The 16151-nt window shown below is 72.0% G+C and carries 17 protein-coding genes; 8 read left to right on the top strand and 9 right to left on the bottom strand.

Annotated elements, in window-relative coordinates:
- Positions 1-268: 268 nt before the first annotated feature.
- Positions 269-604: a helix-turn-helix transcriptional regulator gene (locus HNP84_RS03465; protein WP_185047811.1), complete on the bottom strand. Its 336-nt coding sequence runs from the start codon at positions 602-604 to the stop codon at positions 269-271.
- Positions 605-1572: 968 nt separating this feature from the next.
- Here HNP84_RS03465 and HNP84_RS03460 point away from each other — a divergent pair.
- Complete coding sequence (locus tag HNP84_RS03460; RefSeq protein WP_185047810.1) at positions 1573-3063, top strand: tyrosine-type recombinase/integrase; 1491 nt, start codon at positions 1573-1575, stop codon at positions 3061-3063.
- Here HNP84_RS03460 and HNP84_RS50950 read toward each other — a convergent pair.
- The 3 genes from HNP84_RS50950 to HNP84_RS03445 are packed head-to-tail and all read right to left on the bottom strand — an operon-like array spanning position 2984 to position 5611.
- The gene (locus HNP84_RS50950; protein ID WP_221335752.1) at positions 2984-3265 is read right to left on the bottom strand and encodes a response regulator; all 282 of its coding nucleotides are present in this window, start codon (positions 3263-3265) and stop codon (positions 2984-2986) included. The genes HNP84_RS03460 and HNP84_RS50950 overlap by 80 nt on opposite strands.
- Positions 3262-4386, bottom strand: a complete 1125-nt coding sequence (locus HNP84_RS03450; protein WP_185047809.1) for a sensor histidine kinase — start codon at positions 4384-4386, stop codon at positions 3262-3264. The genes HNP84_RS50950 and HNP84_RS03450 overlap by 4 nt, the downstream gene beginning before the upstream one ends.
- A 34-nt stretch (positions 4387-4420) precedes the next feature.
- A complete protein-coding gene (locus tag HNP84_RS03445; RefSeq protein ID WP_185047808.1) occupies positions 4421-5611 on the bottom strand; it encodes a C45 family autoproteolytic acyltransferase/hydrolase in 1191 nt (396 codons plus the stop codon).
- Positions 5612-5694: 83 nt separating this feature from the next.
- Between HNP84_RS03445 and HNP84_RS03440 the strand changes: the two genes are divergently transcribed.
- Positions 5695-6177 carry a hypothetical protein gene (locus tag HNP84_RS03440; RefSeq protein ID WP_185047807.1) on the top strand — a complete coding sequence of 161 codons (483 nt, stop codon included), beginning with the start codon at positions 5695-5697 and terminating at the stop codon, positions 6175-6177.
- Between the two features lie 22 nt (positions 6178-6199).
- On the opposite strand, the gene HNP84_RS03435 is transcribed toward HNP84_RS03440, so the two are convergent.
- Together HNP84_RS03435 and HNP84_RS03430 are read right to left on the bottom strand one after the other, a co-directional pair.
- Positions 6200-7102 (bottom strand): FAD binding domain-containing protein, encoded by a 903-nt coding sequence (locus HNP84_RS03435; protein WP_185047806.1) that lies wholly within the window; start codon positions 7100-7102, stop codon positions 6200-6202.
- Positions 7099-9639 (bottom strand): molybdopterin-dependent oxidoreductase, encoded by a 2541-nt coding sequence (locus HNP84_RS03430; protein WP_185047805.1) that lies wholly within the window; start codon positions 9637-9639, stop codon positions 7099-7101. The genes HNP84_RS03435 and HNP84_RS03430 overlap by 4 nt, the downstream gene beginning before the upstream one ends.
- 68 nt (positions 9640-9707) lie before the next feature.
- Between HNP84_RS03430 and HNP84_RS03425 the strand changes: the two genes are divergently transcribed.
- Entirely contained in the window at positions 9708-10229 is a 522-nt protein-coding gene (locus HNP84_RS03425) for a TetR/AcrR family transcriptional regulator (protein WP_185047804.1), read from the top strand.
- 9 nt (positions 10230-10238) lie between these two features.
- On the opposite strand, the gene HNP84_RS03420 is transcribed toward HNP84_RS03425, so the two are convergent.
- Both HNP84_RS03420 and HNP84_RS03415 read right to left on the bottom strand, forming a co-directional pair.
- Entirely contained in the window at positions 10239-11756 is a 1518-nt protein-coding gene (locus HNP84_RS03420; protein WP_376771814.1) for an NAD-dependent succinate-semialdehyde dehydrogenase, read from the bottom strand.
- Positions 11757-11941: 185 nt separating this feature from the next.
- Positions 11942-12463 (bottom strand): CGNR zinc finger domain-containing protein, encoded by a 522-nt coding sequence (locus HNP84_RS03415; protein WP_185047803.1) that lies wholly within the window; start codon positions 12461-12463, stop codon positions 11942-11944.
- A 22-nt stretch (positions 12464-12485) separates the two neighbouring features.
- Between HNP84_RS03415 and HNP84_RS03410 the strand changes: the two genes are divergently transcribed.
- From HNP84_RS03410 to HNP84_RS03400, 3 genes are read left to right on the top strand one after another with little or no spacing between them, the layout of a single operon-like run.
- Positions 12486-12668 carry a hypothetical protein gene (locus HNP84_RS03410; RefSeq protein WP_185047802.1) on the top strand — a complete coding sequence of 61 codons (183 nt, stop codon included), beginning with the start codon at positions 12486-12488 and terminating at the stop codon, positions 12666-12668.
- Positions 12669-12717: 49 nt separating this feature from the next.
- Positions 12718-13341 (top strand): TetR/AcrR family transcriptional regulator, encoded by a 624-nt coding sequence (locus HNP84_RS03405; protein ID WP_185047801.1) that lies wholly within the window; start codon positions 12718-12720, stop codon positions 13339-13341.
- A 13-nt stretch (positions 13342-13354) separates the two neighbouring features.
- Complete coding sequence (locus HNP84_RS03400; protein ID WP_312923540.1) at positions 13355-13798, top strand: acyl-CoA thioesterase; 444 nt, start codon at positions 13355-13357, stop codon at positions 13796-13798.
- Between the two features lie 16 nt (positions 13799-13814).
- Here HNP84_RS03400 and HNP84_RS03395 read toward each other — a convergent pair whose 3' ends face one another.
- Positions 13815-14279, bottom strand: a complete 465-nt coding sequence (locus HNP84_RS03395) for a Pycsar system effector family protein (RefSeq protein WP_185047800.1) — start codon at positions 14277-14279, stop codon at positions 13815-13817.
- A gap of 258 nt (positions 14280-14537) precedes the next feature.
- Here HNP84_RS03395 and HNP84_RS03390 point away from each other — a divergent pair, with 258 nt between their 5' ends.
- Together HNP84_RS03390 and HNP84_RS03385 are read left to right on the top strand one after the other, a co-directional pair.
- Positions 14538-15572, top strand: a complete 1035-nt coding sequence (locus HNP84_RS03390) for an NUDIX domain-containing protein (protein WP_185047799.1) — start codon at positions 14538-14540, stop codon at positions 15570-15572.
- 10 nt (positions 15573-15582) lie between these two features.
- A complete protein-coding gene (locus HNP84_RS03385) occupies positions 15583-16092 on the top strand; it encodes an NUDIX domain-containing protein (protein WP_185047798.1) in 510 nt (169 codons plus the stop codon).
- The last annotated feature ends 59 nt before the right edge of the window (positions 16093-16151 follow it).

Here is a 16151-nt window from a genome sequence, read left to right as displayed (position 1 = left end):
GGGTGGCGGTGAGTCTGTGGCGGACACGTCGCCGGTGAGGACGTACAGCCGCACGTAAGCGGGCAAGTCAGGGCCGTGGCGACGAACTGTGGCTCGGTCAGGGGATGCAGGGTACTGGGCCATGGTTGGTGTGCGGCGGGGAGGTGGGGCCGGCTGAATGGGCCGAAGGTCCACCCGTAGGGCTGCGAAGCAGTTCAGCCGGCGCCACCGGAAGGGGCATAACGGCCGTCGCGGCGCAATGCGTCCTGCTCGGAAGGTGGGCCGTCGTCTAGGGCGTGCTCGGGTTCGCGGCCGGAGTGATGGCCTGGGATGGCGTGGTGGTGAACGCATCCAGTAGGGCGCTGATGGGAAGCGGGTCGGCTGGGGGGTAGCGCAGGCTCTTGGTGGGGTCGATCACGTATGTGGTGCGCCGTCCGGTGGGCAGGCGGGTGAGGTAGCCGTCTGTGGCGAGGTCGGTGACGATGGCGTGGGCGGTGCGCTCGGTGGTGCCCATGGCGGCGGCGAGATCACGGATGCGGATGTGTGGATCATGGTGGATCAGGATCAGGGCGCGGGCGTGACGGGTGAGGAAGGTCCACCCGGTGACGTCGTGGTCGCGCTCCATGATCACCCTTCGCGTCGGTATGACGTCAGGATAGCGCGGGGGCCTTGGAGTGACAGCGCATTGAGAATGATCATGTGGGGCGGCGGCGCGTCCATGGTCGGCGGGTGGGGCTGGGTCGGCGGCGGGTCCGGTTGGCGGGCGGCGGGGTTGCGCCCGTGCGGGCCGGGCGGCGCGGGCCGGGACCGGCCCCCAGGCCGCATGCCCGGGCCGCTGGCCGATCCGGTTCGTGCGGGCGTCTCCCCGCCGTGCGGCGGCGCGGAGCGCTGCCGCCTTGATTCAGTAAAGAAGATTTGAACGCATCGGATGTGCAGGGTGACGAAACCGTCAAGAGTGTTGGATCGTCATCGTCTTGGGCATCGCTCATCGTGATCTTGAAGCGGTCGAAGCGGTCGGCGGGGCTTCGATGTGAGTGAGTAGGGGTCGTGGGATGCGGGTCGGTGGCCGGGGTGTGCGGTGAGGGTCGCCGGAATAGAGAGCGTGCCGAAGGCTCCGCCAATGCTCTTGTGGGTGATTCGACCTGGCGTTATGTGCGGAGATCGGCCACGGCGGACCCCTGGGTGGGTGGGCGGGCCGATGCCGGGCGCGCAGGGATTGATCTTGGTGGGGTGCGGGGCTGGGGGGCGTGTGGGTGCTGGGTGGGTCAGGGGCGCGTGAAGTGGTTTCCTGGCCGCACCTGGGGGCCTTTTGTTGTGGGCGGGTGTTCGCGTTTCCGGGGGCCGGTCATCGCGATTTTATGAACCGGTTTCAGCTTCGTTGGAAAGGGTGTGAGTTATGCGTAGAGGCGAATTCAGGATGGCGGCAGATGTCGGGGTCTACCTGCGGGTTCCTAGATCAATGTGCGTGGGCGAACGCTGGGCGGGTCCTGAAATCGATCCGGCCGCCTTGCGGGGAGCGTCGTATAAGGCGCTCGGATTTAATAGAATGGATGCAGGAAAGGCAAGCGGAATAGGCGACGAAAGGGATCTTCGGTGGAAGACAACGCGGGCCGGATGGACGTTCAGTTCTGGAAGATCCGTAACCGGGCGGGCCGGAAGCGGCCCTATGAGCTGCGCTGGCGGGTGGGGACCACAGCGCACTCTCTCAGCTTCACCACAAAGGCGCTGGCGCAGGCTCATCAGTCCAAGTTGCTGCGGGCGGCCAAGGACCCGGCAACGGAGTGGGACCCGGCCACGGGCGAGCCTGCGTCGTGGGGGCGGGCGCAAGCGGACTGGTTCTCTCACTGCGTGACGTGGGCGCGGGCGGAATGGGATCACCTGGCCCCGAACTCGCGTCGCTCCCGTGCCGAACGCCTGGCAGAGATCACGCTGTTGTGCATGCTGGATGAGTCGGCCAAGGCACGCCGGACCCGCCCGCCGGACGCGGTCCTTCGGGAAGCGCTGATCAAGTGGGCCTTCCGGCCTGGCCGCGCCGAGACTTCCCCGGATGAGATCGCCTCGGCGCTGGCGTGGCTGGCCGCGCATACCCGGCCGGTGGCCTCGCTCGGGGATGCCGAACACGTCAAGGAAGCGCTGGCCAAGTTGACCAAGCTCGTCAACGGCAAGCCTGCCGCGCATTCCACGCTCGGTAACCGTCGCTCGGCGTTGCATGCGGCGCTGGCGTACGCGGTGACGCGGAAGATCATCGCTACCAACCCGCTGACCGGTATCCGGCTGACTCGCCGTAGCTTCGCCGATTGTGAGGTGAGCCCGGTGGAGGTGCCGTCGGTGGAACAGGCGGAACGCATCTTGGCCCAGGTGCGGGACCTGCCCGCCTACGGGTCGGCTCCCAACCGTGGGCCGCACCTGTATGCGTTCTTCGCCTGCATGTTCTACGCCGGGATGCGTCCTGGTGAGGTCAAGGCGCTACGGGCGGACAACTGTGATCTGCCTGACGTGGGGTGGGGCACGCTGACCCTGACGGGCTCGGCCACTGAGGCGGGCGAGTTGTGGACCGATGACGGCACCCTTCAAGATCAGCGGGGGCTCAAGCACCGGGCGGTCAAGGCGGTGCGCGTCGTGCCGATTCCCCCGGCGCTGGTGGGTATCCTGCGCGAGCACATGGCGGCCTTTCCTCCTGCTGCGGACGGGCGGCTGTTCTATGACGGTCCTGGACAGGAGATCATCGGGGATCGTCAGTATCGGCGCTGCTGGGCCAAGGCGCGCAAGCTCGCCCTTACCCCGTCTGAGGCGGCGTCTCCGGTGGCCAAGCGGCCCTATGACCTGCGGCACGCCAACGCCTCGCTCCAGCTTCAGGCGGGCCTGGACCCTGCCGAGATCGCCAAGCGGCTAGGGCACAGCATCCGGGTCCTGCTCACCACCTACGCGCACTGGGTGGACAATGGGCGCGATGCCGCCAACGCCAAGATGGACGCGGTGTGGGGCCGCTCCTCCGGCTCGTCGATCAAGGCTCTGACCAGCGTGAATGCGCTGGAAATCCACGGGCCAGCCACGGGCCAAGACGGCGAAACCGCCGCCGCGTAGGGATGAAACCGCAGGTCAGTCCCATGATCACGCCTAGCTCGGTGATGTGCACGACGTCCGGGCGCAGCTCGCGGGCCCGCTGGACGGCGGCGAGGCCGTCGGCCGCCTCTCCGGCGAAGGCCAGGTCGTCCTCGCTCTCGACCAGGGTGCGCAGGCCGAGGCGGACGAGGTCCTGGTCGTCGACGATCAGCACGCTGATCACGGGTGGCCTCCGATCGGAAGACTGGCGTGCACCTCGAAGCGGTCGCCGGGGGCGGGGCCGGCGGAGAACTCGCCGCCCAGGGCGAGCACCCGGTCGCGCATGCCGGGGATGCCGAGCCCGCCCCCGCGGGCGGGCTCGCCGGCCACCGGGTTGGTGATCGCCAGGATCACGGCGTCGGGCGCGTAGCGCACGCTGACCGTGGCCTGGCCGGCGCCGCCGTGGCGCAGCACGTTGGTCAGCGACTCCTGCACCACGCGGTAGCCGGTCAGATCGACGGCCTCGGGCAGCGGGCGTGGCGTGCCGCTGCGCTCCAGCCGCACCTGGACCCCGGCCTCGCTCATCCGCTGCCGCAGCTCGTCCAGGCGGGACAGGCTCGCCGCCGGGGAGCGCACGGTGTCGTTCTCGCGTACGGCGGCGAGCGTGGCGCGCAGCTCGTCCAGGGCCGTGCCGCTGGTGCGGCTGATGGCCTCCAGCGCGACGCGGGCCTGCTCGGGCTTCCTGGCCAGCAGGTGCAAGGCCACGTCGGCCTGCATCTTGATCGCGGCCAGGCCGTGCCCGACGATGTCGTGCACCTCCTGGGCGACGCGCAGCCGCTCGCCGTCCACGCGGCGGCGGATCGTCTCGGCGCGTTCGCGCGCGGCCGACTCGCGGACCACGCGCACCGTGATCCCGGCCGACAGCGGCACGATCACCCAGGCCGAGGCGGGGATCAGGCCGAGCGCACCGGGCAGCGCGGCGTCGTTGGTGAAGATGTGCGCCAGCAGCAGGACGAGCGCGGCCACCGCGAGCGGCACCGACCGGGCCGGCGGCAGGTGCCGCGCCGCTGTGTAGACGGCCACCAGGAAGCAGACCATGATCAGGCCGTAGGGGTAGCCGAGCACCAGGTACGCCGCCGTGCTCACGGTGGCGACCGCGAGCACGGCAGCCGGCCACCTGCGGCGTACCGCGAGGGCCAGGCCCGTCGCCGCGACGAAGGCGCCGCCGAGCATGTCGAGCCGCTGGCCCGGCGCCGCGTAGTAGGCGGCGCCGGCGCCGGTGACGACCAGGGCGAGCGCGGTCAGGACGAGCGCGAGCACCGCGTCGCCCACCTGCTGCCGGCCGGTCGTCTTCACCGTGTTCATCCTTACAGAGTGGCCGCCGGGCGGGCCACGGTCGTCATACCGGGAGCGTATGCGGGCGTACGTTCCCGTCGATCCGCCGCCCGTCGGCGGCCGGCGCGAAGCACACCTCGGGCTCGTGGCCCTCGGTGAAGAGGTCGTCGAGCCGCCACCGCGCGTACGCCTGGCCGCAGACCGGGTGGCCGGCGATGAACAGCTCGCGGGCGGTGAGGTCCATCACGATCGAGTAGACCGACACGCACGCCTCCGACTCGGAGGTCTCGGGGTCGCGGTGCCGGCACACGCCGTCGGGGTGGGAGTAGTGGTCGCGCAGCGCCGCCACGATGTCGGTGGTGGTCACCGCGCGGGCGGCCGCGGCGTCCTGGAGCAGGTGGCGTACGCGGACGGCGCGCAGCAGGGTCAGCGCCGAGCTGCGCACCTTCTCATCGCGCAGCGGGAGCGGGCACTGGAAGTGGTTGGAGTGCGCCAGCAGGCCACCCTCGGGCAGCAGGTGGCCGAAGACGCCGGGCGCGACCTCCAGGTCGATGGCCTCGCCCCCGGCGTCACCGATCAGCAGGTTGCCGGAGGAGACGCGGGTGACGTCGAGCGTGCGGCGCAGCGCGACGCTCATCCGCGGCGACTCCAGCACCCCGCGCAGCAGGAAGTGGTACGGCACGCCGCGCCCGCCCCGGTCGCGGTCGGAGACCAGCAGGTTGGCGCACACGCCGAGCCCGGCGGAGTTGAGGCCGCTCTTGGCCAGCATGCCGGCCTCGGCCAGGGTGAGCACGGTGAAGCCCTCGGGGTCGCGGGTGGCCAGCAGGAACGTGACCGGCGCCTGCTCGGGGTGCCAGTCCCAGTTCTGCGCGAGCAGCGCGTGCCCGTCGGCCGTGTGGCCGGGGAGCACGGCCAGGGAGGTGCAGCCCTCCTCGCGGTAGCCGGTGCCGTACAGCAGCTCGGTACGGGCGTTGAGCGCGGCGATGTGCTCGGCCCGCTGCCCCGCGCCCTCGGCGAGCCCTTTGAGCATGGCGGCGATGCCGGGGTGGTACTCGCGGGCCACGCCGAGGAAGACCGAGCCCCAGCGCATCACGTCGGCCTCGCTCAGCCCGGCCTGGTCGCGGAAGCGGCGGTAGTAGACGTCCAGGCTCCGGACGACGAGGTCGCGGGTCTGGCGGCCGAGCATGGCCCCCATCTCGCGGTGGCCGCCCTCGACGGCGACCAGCGACGGTCCTGCTGCGGGAAATATTTGCATATTGGCGGTCATAATGTACAGGTACCCCGCCCACACGATGGCCATCCATTACGGACGGCGAAAATGGGTACCATCGAAATACCATGAAACTACGCAGGGAGAAACCGAACAACTCCAACCAAAAACCCGGCGTCGGATCAACCCTGAAAGAGCTTAAAGGATGGCAGACCCTCCTGTCCGCGATCGTCGCGGGGGTGGCGACGGTGATCTCGGCGGTCATCGCGTTCTCCGGCCAGAAGGCCGCCACCCCCACCGCGACCAGCACGGGTTCCGCCACGATCACGCCGGCCTACGGTGAGGTGACGATCGCGGGCTCGCCGGTGGCCTACACCCGGCCCGACTGCAAGGACTGCCTCGCCGGCACGGTTTACAGCGGCGTGCACCACGTGCGCTGCAAAATACGGGGACGCGAATTCGAAGGGCCGAAGGGGCCCGAGCACTGGTGGCTCCTGCTCGACCGGGAGAAGATCGGCGAGGTCTGGGTCTCGGCGTATTATCTGGAGATGCGCGACGGCGAGACCATTAAATACAACAATGGCGACGAAATCCCGACCTGCCGCTCTTGAGCGGCAAGTCGGGTAAATCGACCTAGTCGGCCGTACACCGCTCCAGGACCTCCAGCACCGTCCCGGTCAGCAGCGCCGCCTTGTACGCCGCCGGCCCGCCGGGCGCGCACCGCCGCGCCGCCAGATCCGCGGCACGCTCCAGGCTCTCCCCGCCGACCAGGGCCTCCTCGACCTCCGGCAGCCGCAGCGGCGTCCGCGCGACGCCGCCCACCGCGACCGTGGCGAACACGATCGCGCCGTCCTCGACCACCACCCGCGCGGTCGCCTCGGCCAGCGGCCACTCGGCCTCCGCCCGCCCGATCGCCCGCTTGTACGCGCCCCGCTCGCCCGGCAGCGGCGGCGGCAGCTCCACCGCGACCAGCACCTCTCCCGGGCCGAGCAGGTGGTCCCGCGCCGGATCGTCGGAGTACAGCTCCCCCACCGGCACCAGCCCGCGCCCGTGCACCTCCACCTGGGCCTCGTACCCGAGCAGGGCCATGGCCAGCGACGACGGGTGCGGCGCGATGCACGGCCCCGACTCGATCACCGTGGCGTGCAGCCCGATGCCGTCGCGGGCCGGGCAGGACGTGCCGCCCTTCTGGTGGCAGGTGAAGGCCGGGCTGCGGAAGTACGGGCACCGGTTGCGCTGCAGCAGGTTGCCGCCCAGGGTGCCGGCCTCCCTGATCTGCGGGGTGGCCAGCCCGGCCGCGGTGCGCGCCAGCGACGGGTACGCCGCCGCCAGCCGCTCGTCCCGGGCCAGGACCGCGACCGTGGTCAGCGCGCCGATCCTGGCCGAGCCGTCGGCCCGCCAGGTGATCCCCCCGGCCAGGGCCGCGACCCCGGTCAGGTCGATGTGCGGCCCGCGCGCCGGCCGGGCCATCAGGTCGGTGCCGCCCGCGCGGAACTCCCCCTCCGCCCCGGTGAGCTCGTCCAGCGTCATGGTCATCGGCGAATCCCTTCGAGCACGCGGTCGGGGCGGATGGGCAGGTCGCGGGGGCGCCAGCCGGTGGCGTTGTGCACGGCGTTGCCGATCGACGCGGCCACGCCGACGGTGGAGATCTCGCCGATGCCGACCCCGCCGCCGTGCACGTGGTCCCAGCCGTCCTGGTGGAAGTGGATCGTCATCTCCGGCGCGTCGCCGATGCCGGGGATGCGGTAGTCCTCCAGGCTCGCCGTCATGACGTGGCCGGTCACCGGATCGACCAGGCGCTCCTCGTACAGGGCGTAGCCGATGCCCTGGACGATGGCGCCCTCGCACTGGTTGCGCGCCATCCGCTCGGAGTGCACCCGGCCGACCGCCAGGCCGCCCCACACGCGCAGCGGGCGCACCACGCCGAGCCGGGTGTCCACCTCGACCTCGGTGACGTGCACCGCGCCGCTCATCCCGCGGCCCAGGGCCATGCCGCCCACCGGGATCAGGGTGAGGTAGCCGCGCCGGTCGCCGCGCCGCTTGCCGACCACCTTGCGTCCGTCGGCGAGGCCGGCCCGGCGCAGCTTGGCCACCGCGTCGTGCAGCGCCGAGACCACCGAGGTCGTGGTGCGGCTGCCCAGCGCGGGCGGCCCGTACACCGTGCCGGTGCGGCCGATCTCCACGCGCACCCGCTCCGGCGGCAGGCCCAGCTCCTCGCGCAGCACCCCGGCGATGACGCCGCGGATGCCGGTGCCGATGTCCTGGGTCGCGGTGCGGGCCACCACCACGTCGCCCTGCACCTCCAGCTCCACCCGCGCGCCGGGGTCGAGGATGTAGAGCCAGTTGGCCGCGGCCACGCCGACGCCCCGGCGGAACCTGCCGGTCTGCGAGCCGGTGCGGGGCCGCTCCCGCCACACGGGCAGCGCGGCGGCCCAGTCGTACAGGGCGCGCCGTTTGGGGTTGCCGTCCCAGCGGCGGCGCAGCGCGATCGGGTCCTCGCCGCGCACGTGGGCGGCGTCGTCCACGGCCTGCTCCAGCGCCCAGTGCATCGGGGGCGCGCCGGGGCCGCGGAACGGGGTGCCGGGCGGCTCGTTGGTGACCACGTCGTAGTCGCGCAGGCGGCGCGGCGCGGTGCCGTACATCATGCGGGCCAGCAGCGCGACGCCGGAGCCGATCGCGACACCGCCCCGGCCGTAGACGTCCAGCTCCAGGGCGGCCAGGTCGCCGTCGCCGTCCATGAGCAGCGCGATCTTGGTGCGGGTGCCCGGCCTGCTGCCCGCGTCGGTCAGCTCCTCGGCCCGGCTGAGCGCGACCCGCACCGGCGCGCCGTACGCCCGCGCCAGCTCGACCGCGGCCACGACATCGGCGGTCAGCCCGCTCTTGGCGCCGAACCCGCCGCCGACGTGCTCGGCCGCCACGTGCACCCGGCTCGGGTCGAGCCGCCAGCGCTTGGCCGCCTTCTCGGCCACCATGCCGAGGGTCTGGGTGGACACGTGCAGGTGCAGGTCGCCGCGCTCGTCCCAGCGGGCCAGGCAGGCGTGCGGCTCCAGCGGCGTGTGCACCTGGACCGCGGTGGTGTACGTGCCGGTGATCAGGTTGGGGTCGCCGCGCAGGTGGGCGGCCTCCAGCCGGGCCCGCGCGGTGCGCCCGCGGTGACTCACCGCGCCGAACGGGCCGCGTACGTTGGGGCCTTCGCGGCCGTTCCAGCCGCCGGGGAAGCCCAGCCCCTCGCTGGAGCTGGGGGCGCTCTTCCTGCTGCGCTCGTCGTACACGGGCGGGGCGTCGGGGCCCTCGGTGAGCGCGGCGGGCAGCTCGACGTAGCCGATCTCCACCTGGGCGGCCAGGGCCAGCGCCTCGCGCCGGGTGGGCGCGGCCAGGGCCGCGACGGGCTGGCCGGCGTACCGGACGGTGCGGTCGGGCGGGAGCATGTCCACCAGCTTCACGCCCTCGGGGGCGCGCACCGCGCCGATCCGGGCGTGCGCCTTGGCCGAGCGTACGATGACGCCTTCCAGCGTCCCCTCGACGCGCACGTCGGTGGTGTAGCGGGCCCGGCCGGTGATCTTGTCCATGGCCTCGGTCCGCGGGGGCGGGGCCGTGCCGGGCTCGTCGTGCTCGCCGCGGCAGGTCGCCGCGATGGCCTCGTAGATGCCCTGGTACGCCCCGCACCGGCACAGGTGGCCCGCCATCGCCGCGGCGATCTCCTCGCGAGGCGGCGACACGTCGCCGTGCTGGGCCCGCCACCGGTCCACGAACGCCGCGGCCTCCACCACGAAGCCGGGCGTGCAGTAGCCGCACTGGAGCCCGTCGTGCGCGGCGAACGCGCGCTGCACCGGGTGATCCAGCCCTTCGGCCGTGACAATCTCGCGCTCTTCCAGCGCGGTCGCGGGGAGCAGGCAGCTCACCCGCGGCGTGCCGTCCACCAGGACGGTGCAGGCGCCGCACACACCGGTGCGGCAGACGGGCTTGGCGCCGGTGAGCCCGAGTCCGTCGCGCAGGACGTCCACCGCCGCCGCGTCGCCGTCCGCCTCGCCGCCGTCGAGCACGGTCGGCACGCCGTTCACCGTGATCTTCATGTTGACAGTGTCAACCAGGTACGTTGACGTTGTCAACTGGATCGTGGACATGGAGGTGGCCGGGCTCGATGGACGACACACGGAGCCGCCTGATCGAAAGCGCGCGCAGGCTGCTGCGCGAGGGCGGCCTCGAAGCGGTGACGCTGCGGGCCGTCGGCGATGCCGCGGGCGTGTCGCGCACCGCGCCGTACCGGCACTTCGCCGACAAGAACGCGCTGCTCGCCGCGCTCGCCGCGCGGATCATCCTGGACCTCACCCGGCACGTCACCGACGCCGCGATGCGCGAGACCGGGAAGAAGCCGCGGCTGCGCGCCCTGTACGCCGCCTACGTCGAGTACGCGATGGCGCACCGCGAGGAGTACCGGCTCGTGTTCGCCTCCCACATCCCGGCCGCCGCCCACCCCGAGCTGGAGCGGGCCATCGAGGGGGCGATGGAACTGCTCGGCCTGCAAGGCGGCGCGCCCGCCTCCCCGGCGGAGAAGATGGCCGTGCTGTGCGCCGTCCACGGCCTGGCCGACATGGCCACCACCGGCCACCTGGACGCCAAGGGCATCACCGCCGAAGAGGTCATCCGGGCGATGGTCGGGTAGGCCGCGGCGCTACCCCAGCTCGGGGATCTCCAGCGCGATGTACTTCTCCTCCAGGAACTCCAGCACGCCCTCCGCGGCGCCCTCGCGCCCGATCCCGCTCTGCTTCGCGCCCCCGAACGGGGCGGCCGGGTCGGAGGCGACGCCGCGGTTGAGCGCGACCATGCCGCTCTCCAGCCGCTCGGCCACCGCGATGCCGCGGGCGAGGTCACCGGTGTAGACATAGGCGATCAGGCCCTGCTCGGTGTCGTTCGCCCAGGCCACCACGTCGTCGCCGGGGCCGAACGACACGATCGGCGCGACCGGGCCGAAGATCTCGGAGGTGGTGATGGAGTCGCCGTGCCGCACGCCGGTGAGCACGGTCGCCGGGTAGAACGCGCCCGGCAGGTCGGGCACCTCGCCCCCGACCTCGACCACGGCGCCCTCGGCGACCGCGTCGGCCACCTTCCGGGCCACCTTGTCCCGCTCGGCGATCGAGACCAGCGAGCCCAGCTTGCCGGCGGGGTCGGTGCCGTGGCCCAGGCCCAGCCCGCCCATGGCGGCGGCCAGCTTGGTCACGAACTCGTCGTGGACGGCCTCGGCGACGTAGAACCGGTTGGCGGCGGTGCAGGCCGCGCCGCCGTTGCGCATCTTGGCCACCATCGCGCCCGCCACGGCGGCGTCGATGTCGGCGTCCTCGAACACGATGAACGGCGCGTTGCCGCCCAGCTCCATCGAGCAGTCGATCACCTGGTCGGCGGCCTCGCGCAGCAGCAGCCTGCCCACCTCGGTCGAGCCGGTGAACGACAGCTTGCGCACCGCCGGGTGGTGCAGCATCGCGCGTACGGCCTCGCCCGGCGGCTCGGGCACCACCACGTTGACGACCCCGGCGGGCACGCCCGCGCGCTCCAGCAGGTCGGCCAGGTACAGCGCGGTCAGCGGGGTCTCACCGGCGGGCTTGAGCACCACCGTGCAGCCCGCGGCGAGCGCCGGGCCGATCTTGCGGGTGGCCATCGCGGCGGGGAAGTTCCACGGCGTGATCAGCAGGCTGACCCCGATCGGCTGCCGGGTCACCAGGATGCGCTTGTCGCCCGCGGGCGCCTGCCGGAAGTCGCCGAAGACCCGCACCGCCTCCTCGGAGAACCAGCGCAGGAACTCGGCGGCGTAGTCGGCCTCGGCCAGCGCGTCGGCCATCACCTTGCCGTTCTCGCGCACCATCAGCTCGGCGATCCGCTCCCGCTCCTCGATCATCAGCTCGAACGCCCGGCGCAGGATCTCGCCGCGCCGGCGCGGGGGCGTACGGCGCCACTCGGGGAACGCGGCCTCTGCGGCGGCCACGGCGTCCACGCAGTCGCGCACGGAGGCCACCGCCACCTGCGCCACGACCTCGCCGGTAGCCGGATCGCGCACGTCGCGCACCGCGCCGCCCGCAGGGTCCCGCCACACTCCGCCGATGTACGACCCGGTGAACAGCTCCATCGCGACCACCTCCACAACTCGCACATTACGCCGGATTGGGGGCTGAATGGCGAACGCCCCCGCCGGTGACATGGACGGGGGCGCGCTCGGGAGCTGCTATTGAAACCCGCGGCCTTGCCGGTGTACGGAGGGGAAGCCGGCAGACCGCGGGAGAGGGCCCAACCATAACTCTGGAAACATCGGTAAATCCGGTAACTCTGCTTACCGCGCGATAACGATCGGCTATCGAGCGGGTCACGACAGGTTTAGCTCGGTGTTCAGGCGGTTCTGCGCCGGTGGTCGGCCACGTGCACCCTGTTGGCGCACCGGATGGAGCAAAAGCGCCGCCGCCCGTTCCGCGAGGTGTCCACGTACGCGATGCCGCATCCGGGCCGTCCGCAGCGCCCGAGCCGCCCCGGGTCCTGGCAGACCGCGTTGGCCAGCCCGGCGGCCGTGTACGCCTTCAGCCGCTCCACCAGCGCGGCGTCCTCGCCGGCGTAGTGGATGTGCGGGGGCCGCCCGTCGTGCCGCGAGATGTACGGCCGGGTCACCTCGGCCGCGACCAGCAGCTCGTTCACCAGGTCCACCTGCCGCCCCACGTCGGGCTCCCCGAACACCGGCCGCAGCCGCGCCCCCCAGCGCAGCAGCTCGGCGACCTCCTCGGGGGTGATCGGCGCGCTCACCCGGAACACCTCCGGCCGCAGCAGCCCGTGCAGGTCCTCGGGCCGGGTGCCGGGCCCGGCGTTGGCCAGCCCAGCGGCGATCTCCGCCGCCGCGCCACCGTAAGGGTTGAAATGCACTAGACCATGACAGCACCCTGAGATGGTGACCGACAACCCGCCCTCATGCCCGGCCTGCGCCTGGCCTCTCACCCCGCCCGCGTCCTGCCACCCCAGCTCCGAGGGCGCCGTGCGCTACGTGCGCTGCATCTGCGGCCAGTGGCTGGTCCTCCAGAGAGACGCCGTCATCGGCACGGCCGGCCCCACCGCCTTCGCGGCCCCATGACCCAAACAATAAATACGACCGGTCGGTCTTTTTGTTGTAGCCTGGCGGCATGGCGGTCGACGGCAGGGTCGCGCGTGGGGAGAAGACGCGCCGGGCGGTGCTGGACGCGGGGGTCGCGCTCGCGTCCCTGGACGGGCTGGCCGGGCTGACGCTGGCGCGGCTGGCGCAGTCGCTCGGGGTCAGCAAGTCCGGGCTGTTCGCGCACTGGCCGGACAAGGAGAGCCTGCAGCTCGCGATCGTGGCCCACGCCCGCCGCCAGTGGGAGGAGCTGATCGTCTCCCCGGCCCTGCGCGAGCCCAAGGGCCTGCGCAGGCTGTGGGCGGTGCACGCCAACCGCATGGCCTTCTACGAGAACGCCGTCCTGCCCGGCGGCTGCTTCTTCAAGGCGACCGAGCACGAGTTCGAGGACTCCCCCGGCCCGGTGCGCGACGCCATCGCCGCCGCGCTGGACGACTGGAAGGACATGATCGTCCGGCTCGCGGGCGAGGCCGTGGTCATCGGCGAGCTGCGCCCCGAGGCCGACCCGCGCCAGCTCGCCTTCGAGATCCAGGCCATCGGCAGCGCCGTCGTCACCCACGCCCACCTGCTCCGCGATCCCGACAGCTACCGCTACGCCCGCCGGGCCGTGCTCGACCGCCTGCGCGCGCTGGCCACCGACCCCACGATCCTGTAGGAGTGAGCCCCACGTGACCACGGCCACCCGGGTCGGGCACATCGAGCCCGTCCAGATCCACTTCGACGACCTCGACGCCATGGGCGTCGTGCACAACTCCCGCTACGTCCTGCTGCTCGAACGCGCGCTGTCGGCCTTCTGGACCCGCCACGGCTGGCCCTTCGACCCGGCCGGGCCGCACTTCGCCGACATCTTCTTCGTGGTGCGCGAGTTCTCCATCACCTACACCACCCCGATCATCAGCCCCGGCCCGGTGGCGGTGCACTTCTGGCTGGACCACATCGGCCGCAGCAGCCTGGTCTACGGCTTCAGGGTCCTGTCCGAGGACCACGCGACCGTCCACGCCGAGGGCCGCCGCGTCCAGGTCAAGATCGACCGCACCACCCTCCAGCCCACCCCCATAGGCCCCGGCGTACGCGAGGCCGCCTCCCGCCTGCTCGGCTCCCCCGCCGCCTGAGGGCCCGAGCGCCGGCTCAGCCGGTGACGAGGGTGATGGCGATGGCGGCGGAGATCAGGGGGACCGCGACCGCGAGCAGGTCGACGGACAACCGGATGAGGCGGAACTTGCGCCAGGCGATGTCGCTGAGCTGGATCAGCAACTTGACCTGGCCGATCTCCCCGGACAGCTCGGCGGCGAGCTCGTCGGGGCTGGTGAGGTACCTGCGCCAGTGCCCGAAGTAGTACTTGCTGGACAGGTCGTTGCCGAGCCGGGGCCGCAGCACCCACAGCAGCAGTTCCACGACCAGCGTGACGGCGGCCAGCGCGGCGACGGTGAGCCACCGGGCGACGCCCTGCACCGGCGCGGCGACCGCGCCCGCGGCGGCGGCCGAGAAGGCGGCGAACCCGACGGCCGTGATCGCCAGCAGCGTGGTGGCCTTGGTGTCGGCCCGCGCGACCTCTTCACGTGTCGCCGCCAGGAAGGCGGACAGGTCCTGCATGGAATCCAGTAGAACCGAGTGCCCACAAGCGGGGCGTATCGGTGCGCGTACTGATATCGAGGCGTGACTTCGGCGCCGGAATCCGTGCCTACTCGTGACTACCGGAAGTCCGCGTGAAACGATCGGCGCGTGCGGAGTGAACGCAGCGGCCGGGATACCGCGACATAAGGGAATCAGCGGGGAAAGCACTTCTTGCCGAAAATGCAGGACATCGGGGACGCCGACGATCGGGCCGAGTACGCGGAAGACGGTTGCCGTATGGCGGAGGACACCAGTGCGGTGGTCATATTCGTGGACGTACGCGGGTTCACGAAGTGGGCGGAGGCCAACGAGGTCTTCATCAACCTGGACAGCTTCATCAGCGGATTCCTGGCGATTCTGCGCAGGCGCTTCGTGGACGGCTCATACCACCTCAAGCCGCTCGGCGACGGCGCCCTCCTGGTCCAGGAACTTCCCGCCGACCAGAGCCAGCGCGAGGTCACGGCGCTGCTGGCGCGCATCCTGGCCACCGTCGGCCGGGTCGAGCGCGACTTCGCCAAGCTGTGCCTGGAGTTCGCCGGCCGCGTGGGCCACTCCGCCGACCTGCGGCTGGGCTGGGGCATCGTGCGCGGGAAGGTCCTGCGCGTACGCGACGACTGGGCCGGCCACAACCTGAACAAGTGCTCCCGGCTGTGCGGGGAGGCCCGGCCCTTCGGCGTGGTGATCGACCGCGACGACTTCCCCGCGTTGCCCCGCGACGCGCGCGGCCTGACCGCCCAGATCAGAAAGCTGCGCGGAATCGGCGAGGTGGCCGTATGGGTCAGCGGCGAGATCGCCTCCCAGTTCGTGCCGCGCGAACGACTTCGTGAGACCCCGGAAGTGCACGTGGCCGGCACCTGTTTCACCGAGGACGGCGAAGGGCGCATACGCCTTCTTCTCGCGAAAAGGTCGGCCGATCGGGAGCTGTTTCCCGGGCGGTTCGAAGGATGCGGCGGCCAGCTCCGGCACTCCGAGACCTTCGGCGAGGGCGTGCAACGGCATTTCCGCACGGAGATGAACATCGACGTGGAGGTGCTGACCGACCTGCACTGCTTCTACGAGATCCGCGAGGCCGGCTCTCCCGTCATTCCCGGAATCCGGTTCCTGTGCCGGAAGGTGGGCGACGACCACCCGTCCTCGGCCAATCACTCGTCCCTGCTGTGGGTGGCCGAGAGCGAGTTCCGCGCGATGCCGGCCCAGAGCTTCGTGGGCGGGCTCAAGCGGGAACTCATCGAGCTCCTGGACCGCTACAGGCGCGTCCGGCAGGGCGGTTAGGGTCGGCGGCATGGATGTGTTCGACGCGGAGCTCGCCGCGTGGGATCGGGCGTTGCCGCGCAAGAGGGTGTCGGCGGGGGTGTTGTTCTTCGACGGGCTCGGGCGGGTGCTGCTGGTCGATCCGGTCTACAAGGAGCCGTGGGAGATCCCGGGCGGCACGGTGGAGCTGGACGAGAGCCCCCGCGACGGGGCGGCGCGGGAGGTGCGGGAGGAGCTGGGGCTGGATCGGGCGCCGGGGCGGCTGCTGGCGGTGGACTGGGTGGGGGCGTGGGCCGAGCGCAGCGAGGGCCTGGCCTTCGTGTACGACGGCGGGGTGCTGTCGCCCGCGGACGTCGCGGGCATCCGGTTGCAGGCCGAGGAGCTGCGGGGCTACGCGTTCGTGGAGATCGACGCCGTGGCGGAGCGGCTGATCCCGCCGAGCGCGCACCGGGTGCGGTCGTGCGCGGCGGCGCGGGCGCGGGGCGAGACCGTGGAGCTGATGGGCGGGTTGCCCGTGGCGGCGGATCGAGGGCCGCGCTGAACCCGCGCAGCGCCTGTTCCCGGGGCCTTCTGGACGCGCCGCGGCGGGCCTGAACCGGT

It is taken from the genome of Thermocatellispora tengchongensis (assembly GCF_014202315.1).
Classification (GTDB): domain Bacteria; phylum Actinomycetota; class Actinomycetes; order Streptosporangiales; family Streptosporangiaceae; genus Thermocatellispora; species Thermocatellispora tengchongensis.
The sequence above is the reverse complement of the archived record's forward strand: the minus strand, read 5'-3'. Positions and strand labels throughout refer to the sequence as shown.

Bases quoted from the DNA above. Each gene is read 5' to 3' on its own strand.
- HNP84_RS03465 (WP_185047811.1), bottom strand. From the start codon at position 604: ATGGAGCGCGACCACGACGTCACCGGGTGGACCTTCCTCACCCGTCAC.
- HNP84_RS03450 (WP_185047809.1), bottom strand. From the start codon at position 4,386: ATGAACACGGTGAAGACGACCGGCCGGCAGCAGGTGGGCGACGCGGTG.
- HNP84_RS03445 (WP_185047808.1), bottom strand. From the start codon at position 5,611: ATGCAAATATTTCCCGCAGCAGGACCGTCGCTGGTCGCCGTCGAGGGC.
- HNP84_RS03440 (WP_185047807.1), top strand. From the start codon at position 5,695: ATGAAACTACGCAGGGAGAAACCGAACAACTCCAACCAAAAACCCGGC.
- HNP84_RS03435 (WP_185047806.1), bottom strand. From the start codon at position 7,102: ATGACCATGACGCTGGACGAGCTCACCGGGGCGGAGGGGGAGTTCCGC.
- HNP84_RS03430 (WP_185047805.1), bottom strand. From the start codon at position 9,639: ATGAAGATCACGGTGAACGGCGTGCCGACCGTGCTCGACGGCGGCGAG.
- HNP84_RS03425 (WP_185047804.1), top strand. From the start codon at position 9,708: ATGGACGACACACGGAGCCGCCTGATCGAAAGCGCGCGCAGGCTGCTG.
- HNP84_RS03420 (WP_376771814.1), bottom strand. From the start codon at position 11,756: ATGTCACCGGCGGGGGCGTTCGCCATTCAGCCCCCAATCCGGCGTAAT.
- HNP84_RS03410 (WP_185047802.1), top strand. From the start codon at position 12,486: ATGGTGACCGACAACCCGCCCTCATGCCCGGCCTGCGCCTGGCCTCTC.
- HNP84_RS03405 (WP_185047801.1), top strand. From the start codon at position 12,718: ATGGCGGTCGACGGCAGGGTCGCGCGTGGGGAGAAGACGCGCCGGGCG.
- HNP84_RS03395 (WP_185047800.1), bottom strand. From the start codon at position 14,279: ATGCAGGACCTGTCCGCCTTCCTGGCGGCGACACGTGAAGAGGTCGCG.
- HNP84_RS03390 (WP_185047799.1), top strand. From the start codon at position 14,538: ATGGCGGAGGACACCAGTGCGGTGGTCATATTCGTGGACGTACGCGGG.
- HNP84_RS03385 (WP_185047798.1), top strand. From the start codon at position 15,583: ATGGATGTGTTCGACGCGGAGCTCGCCGCGTGGGATCGGGCGTTGCCG.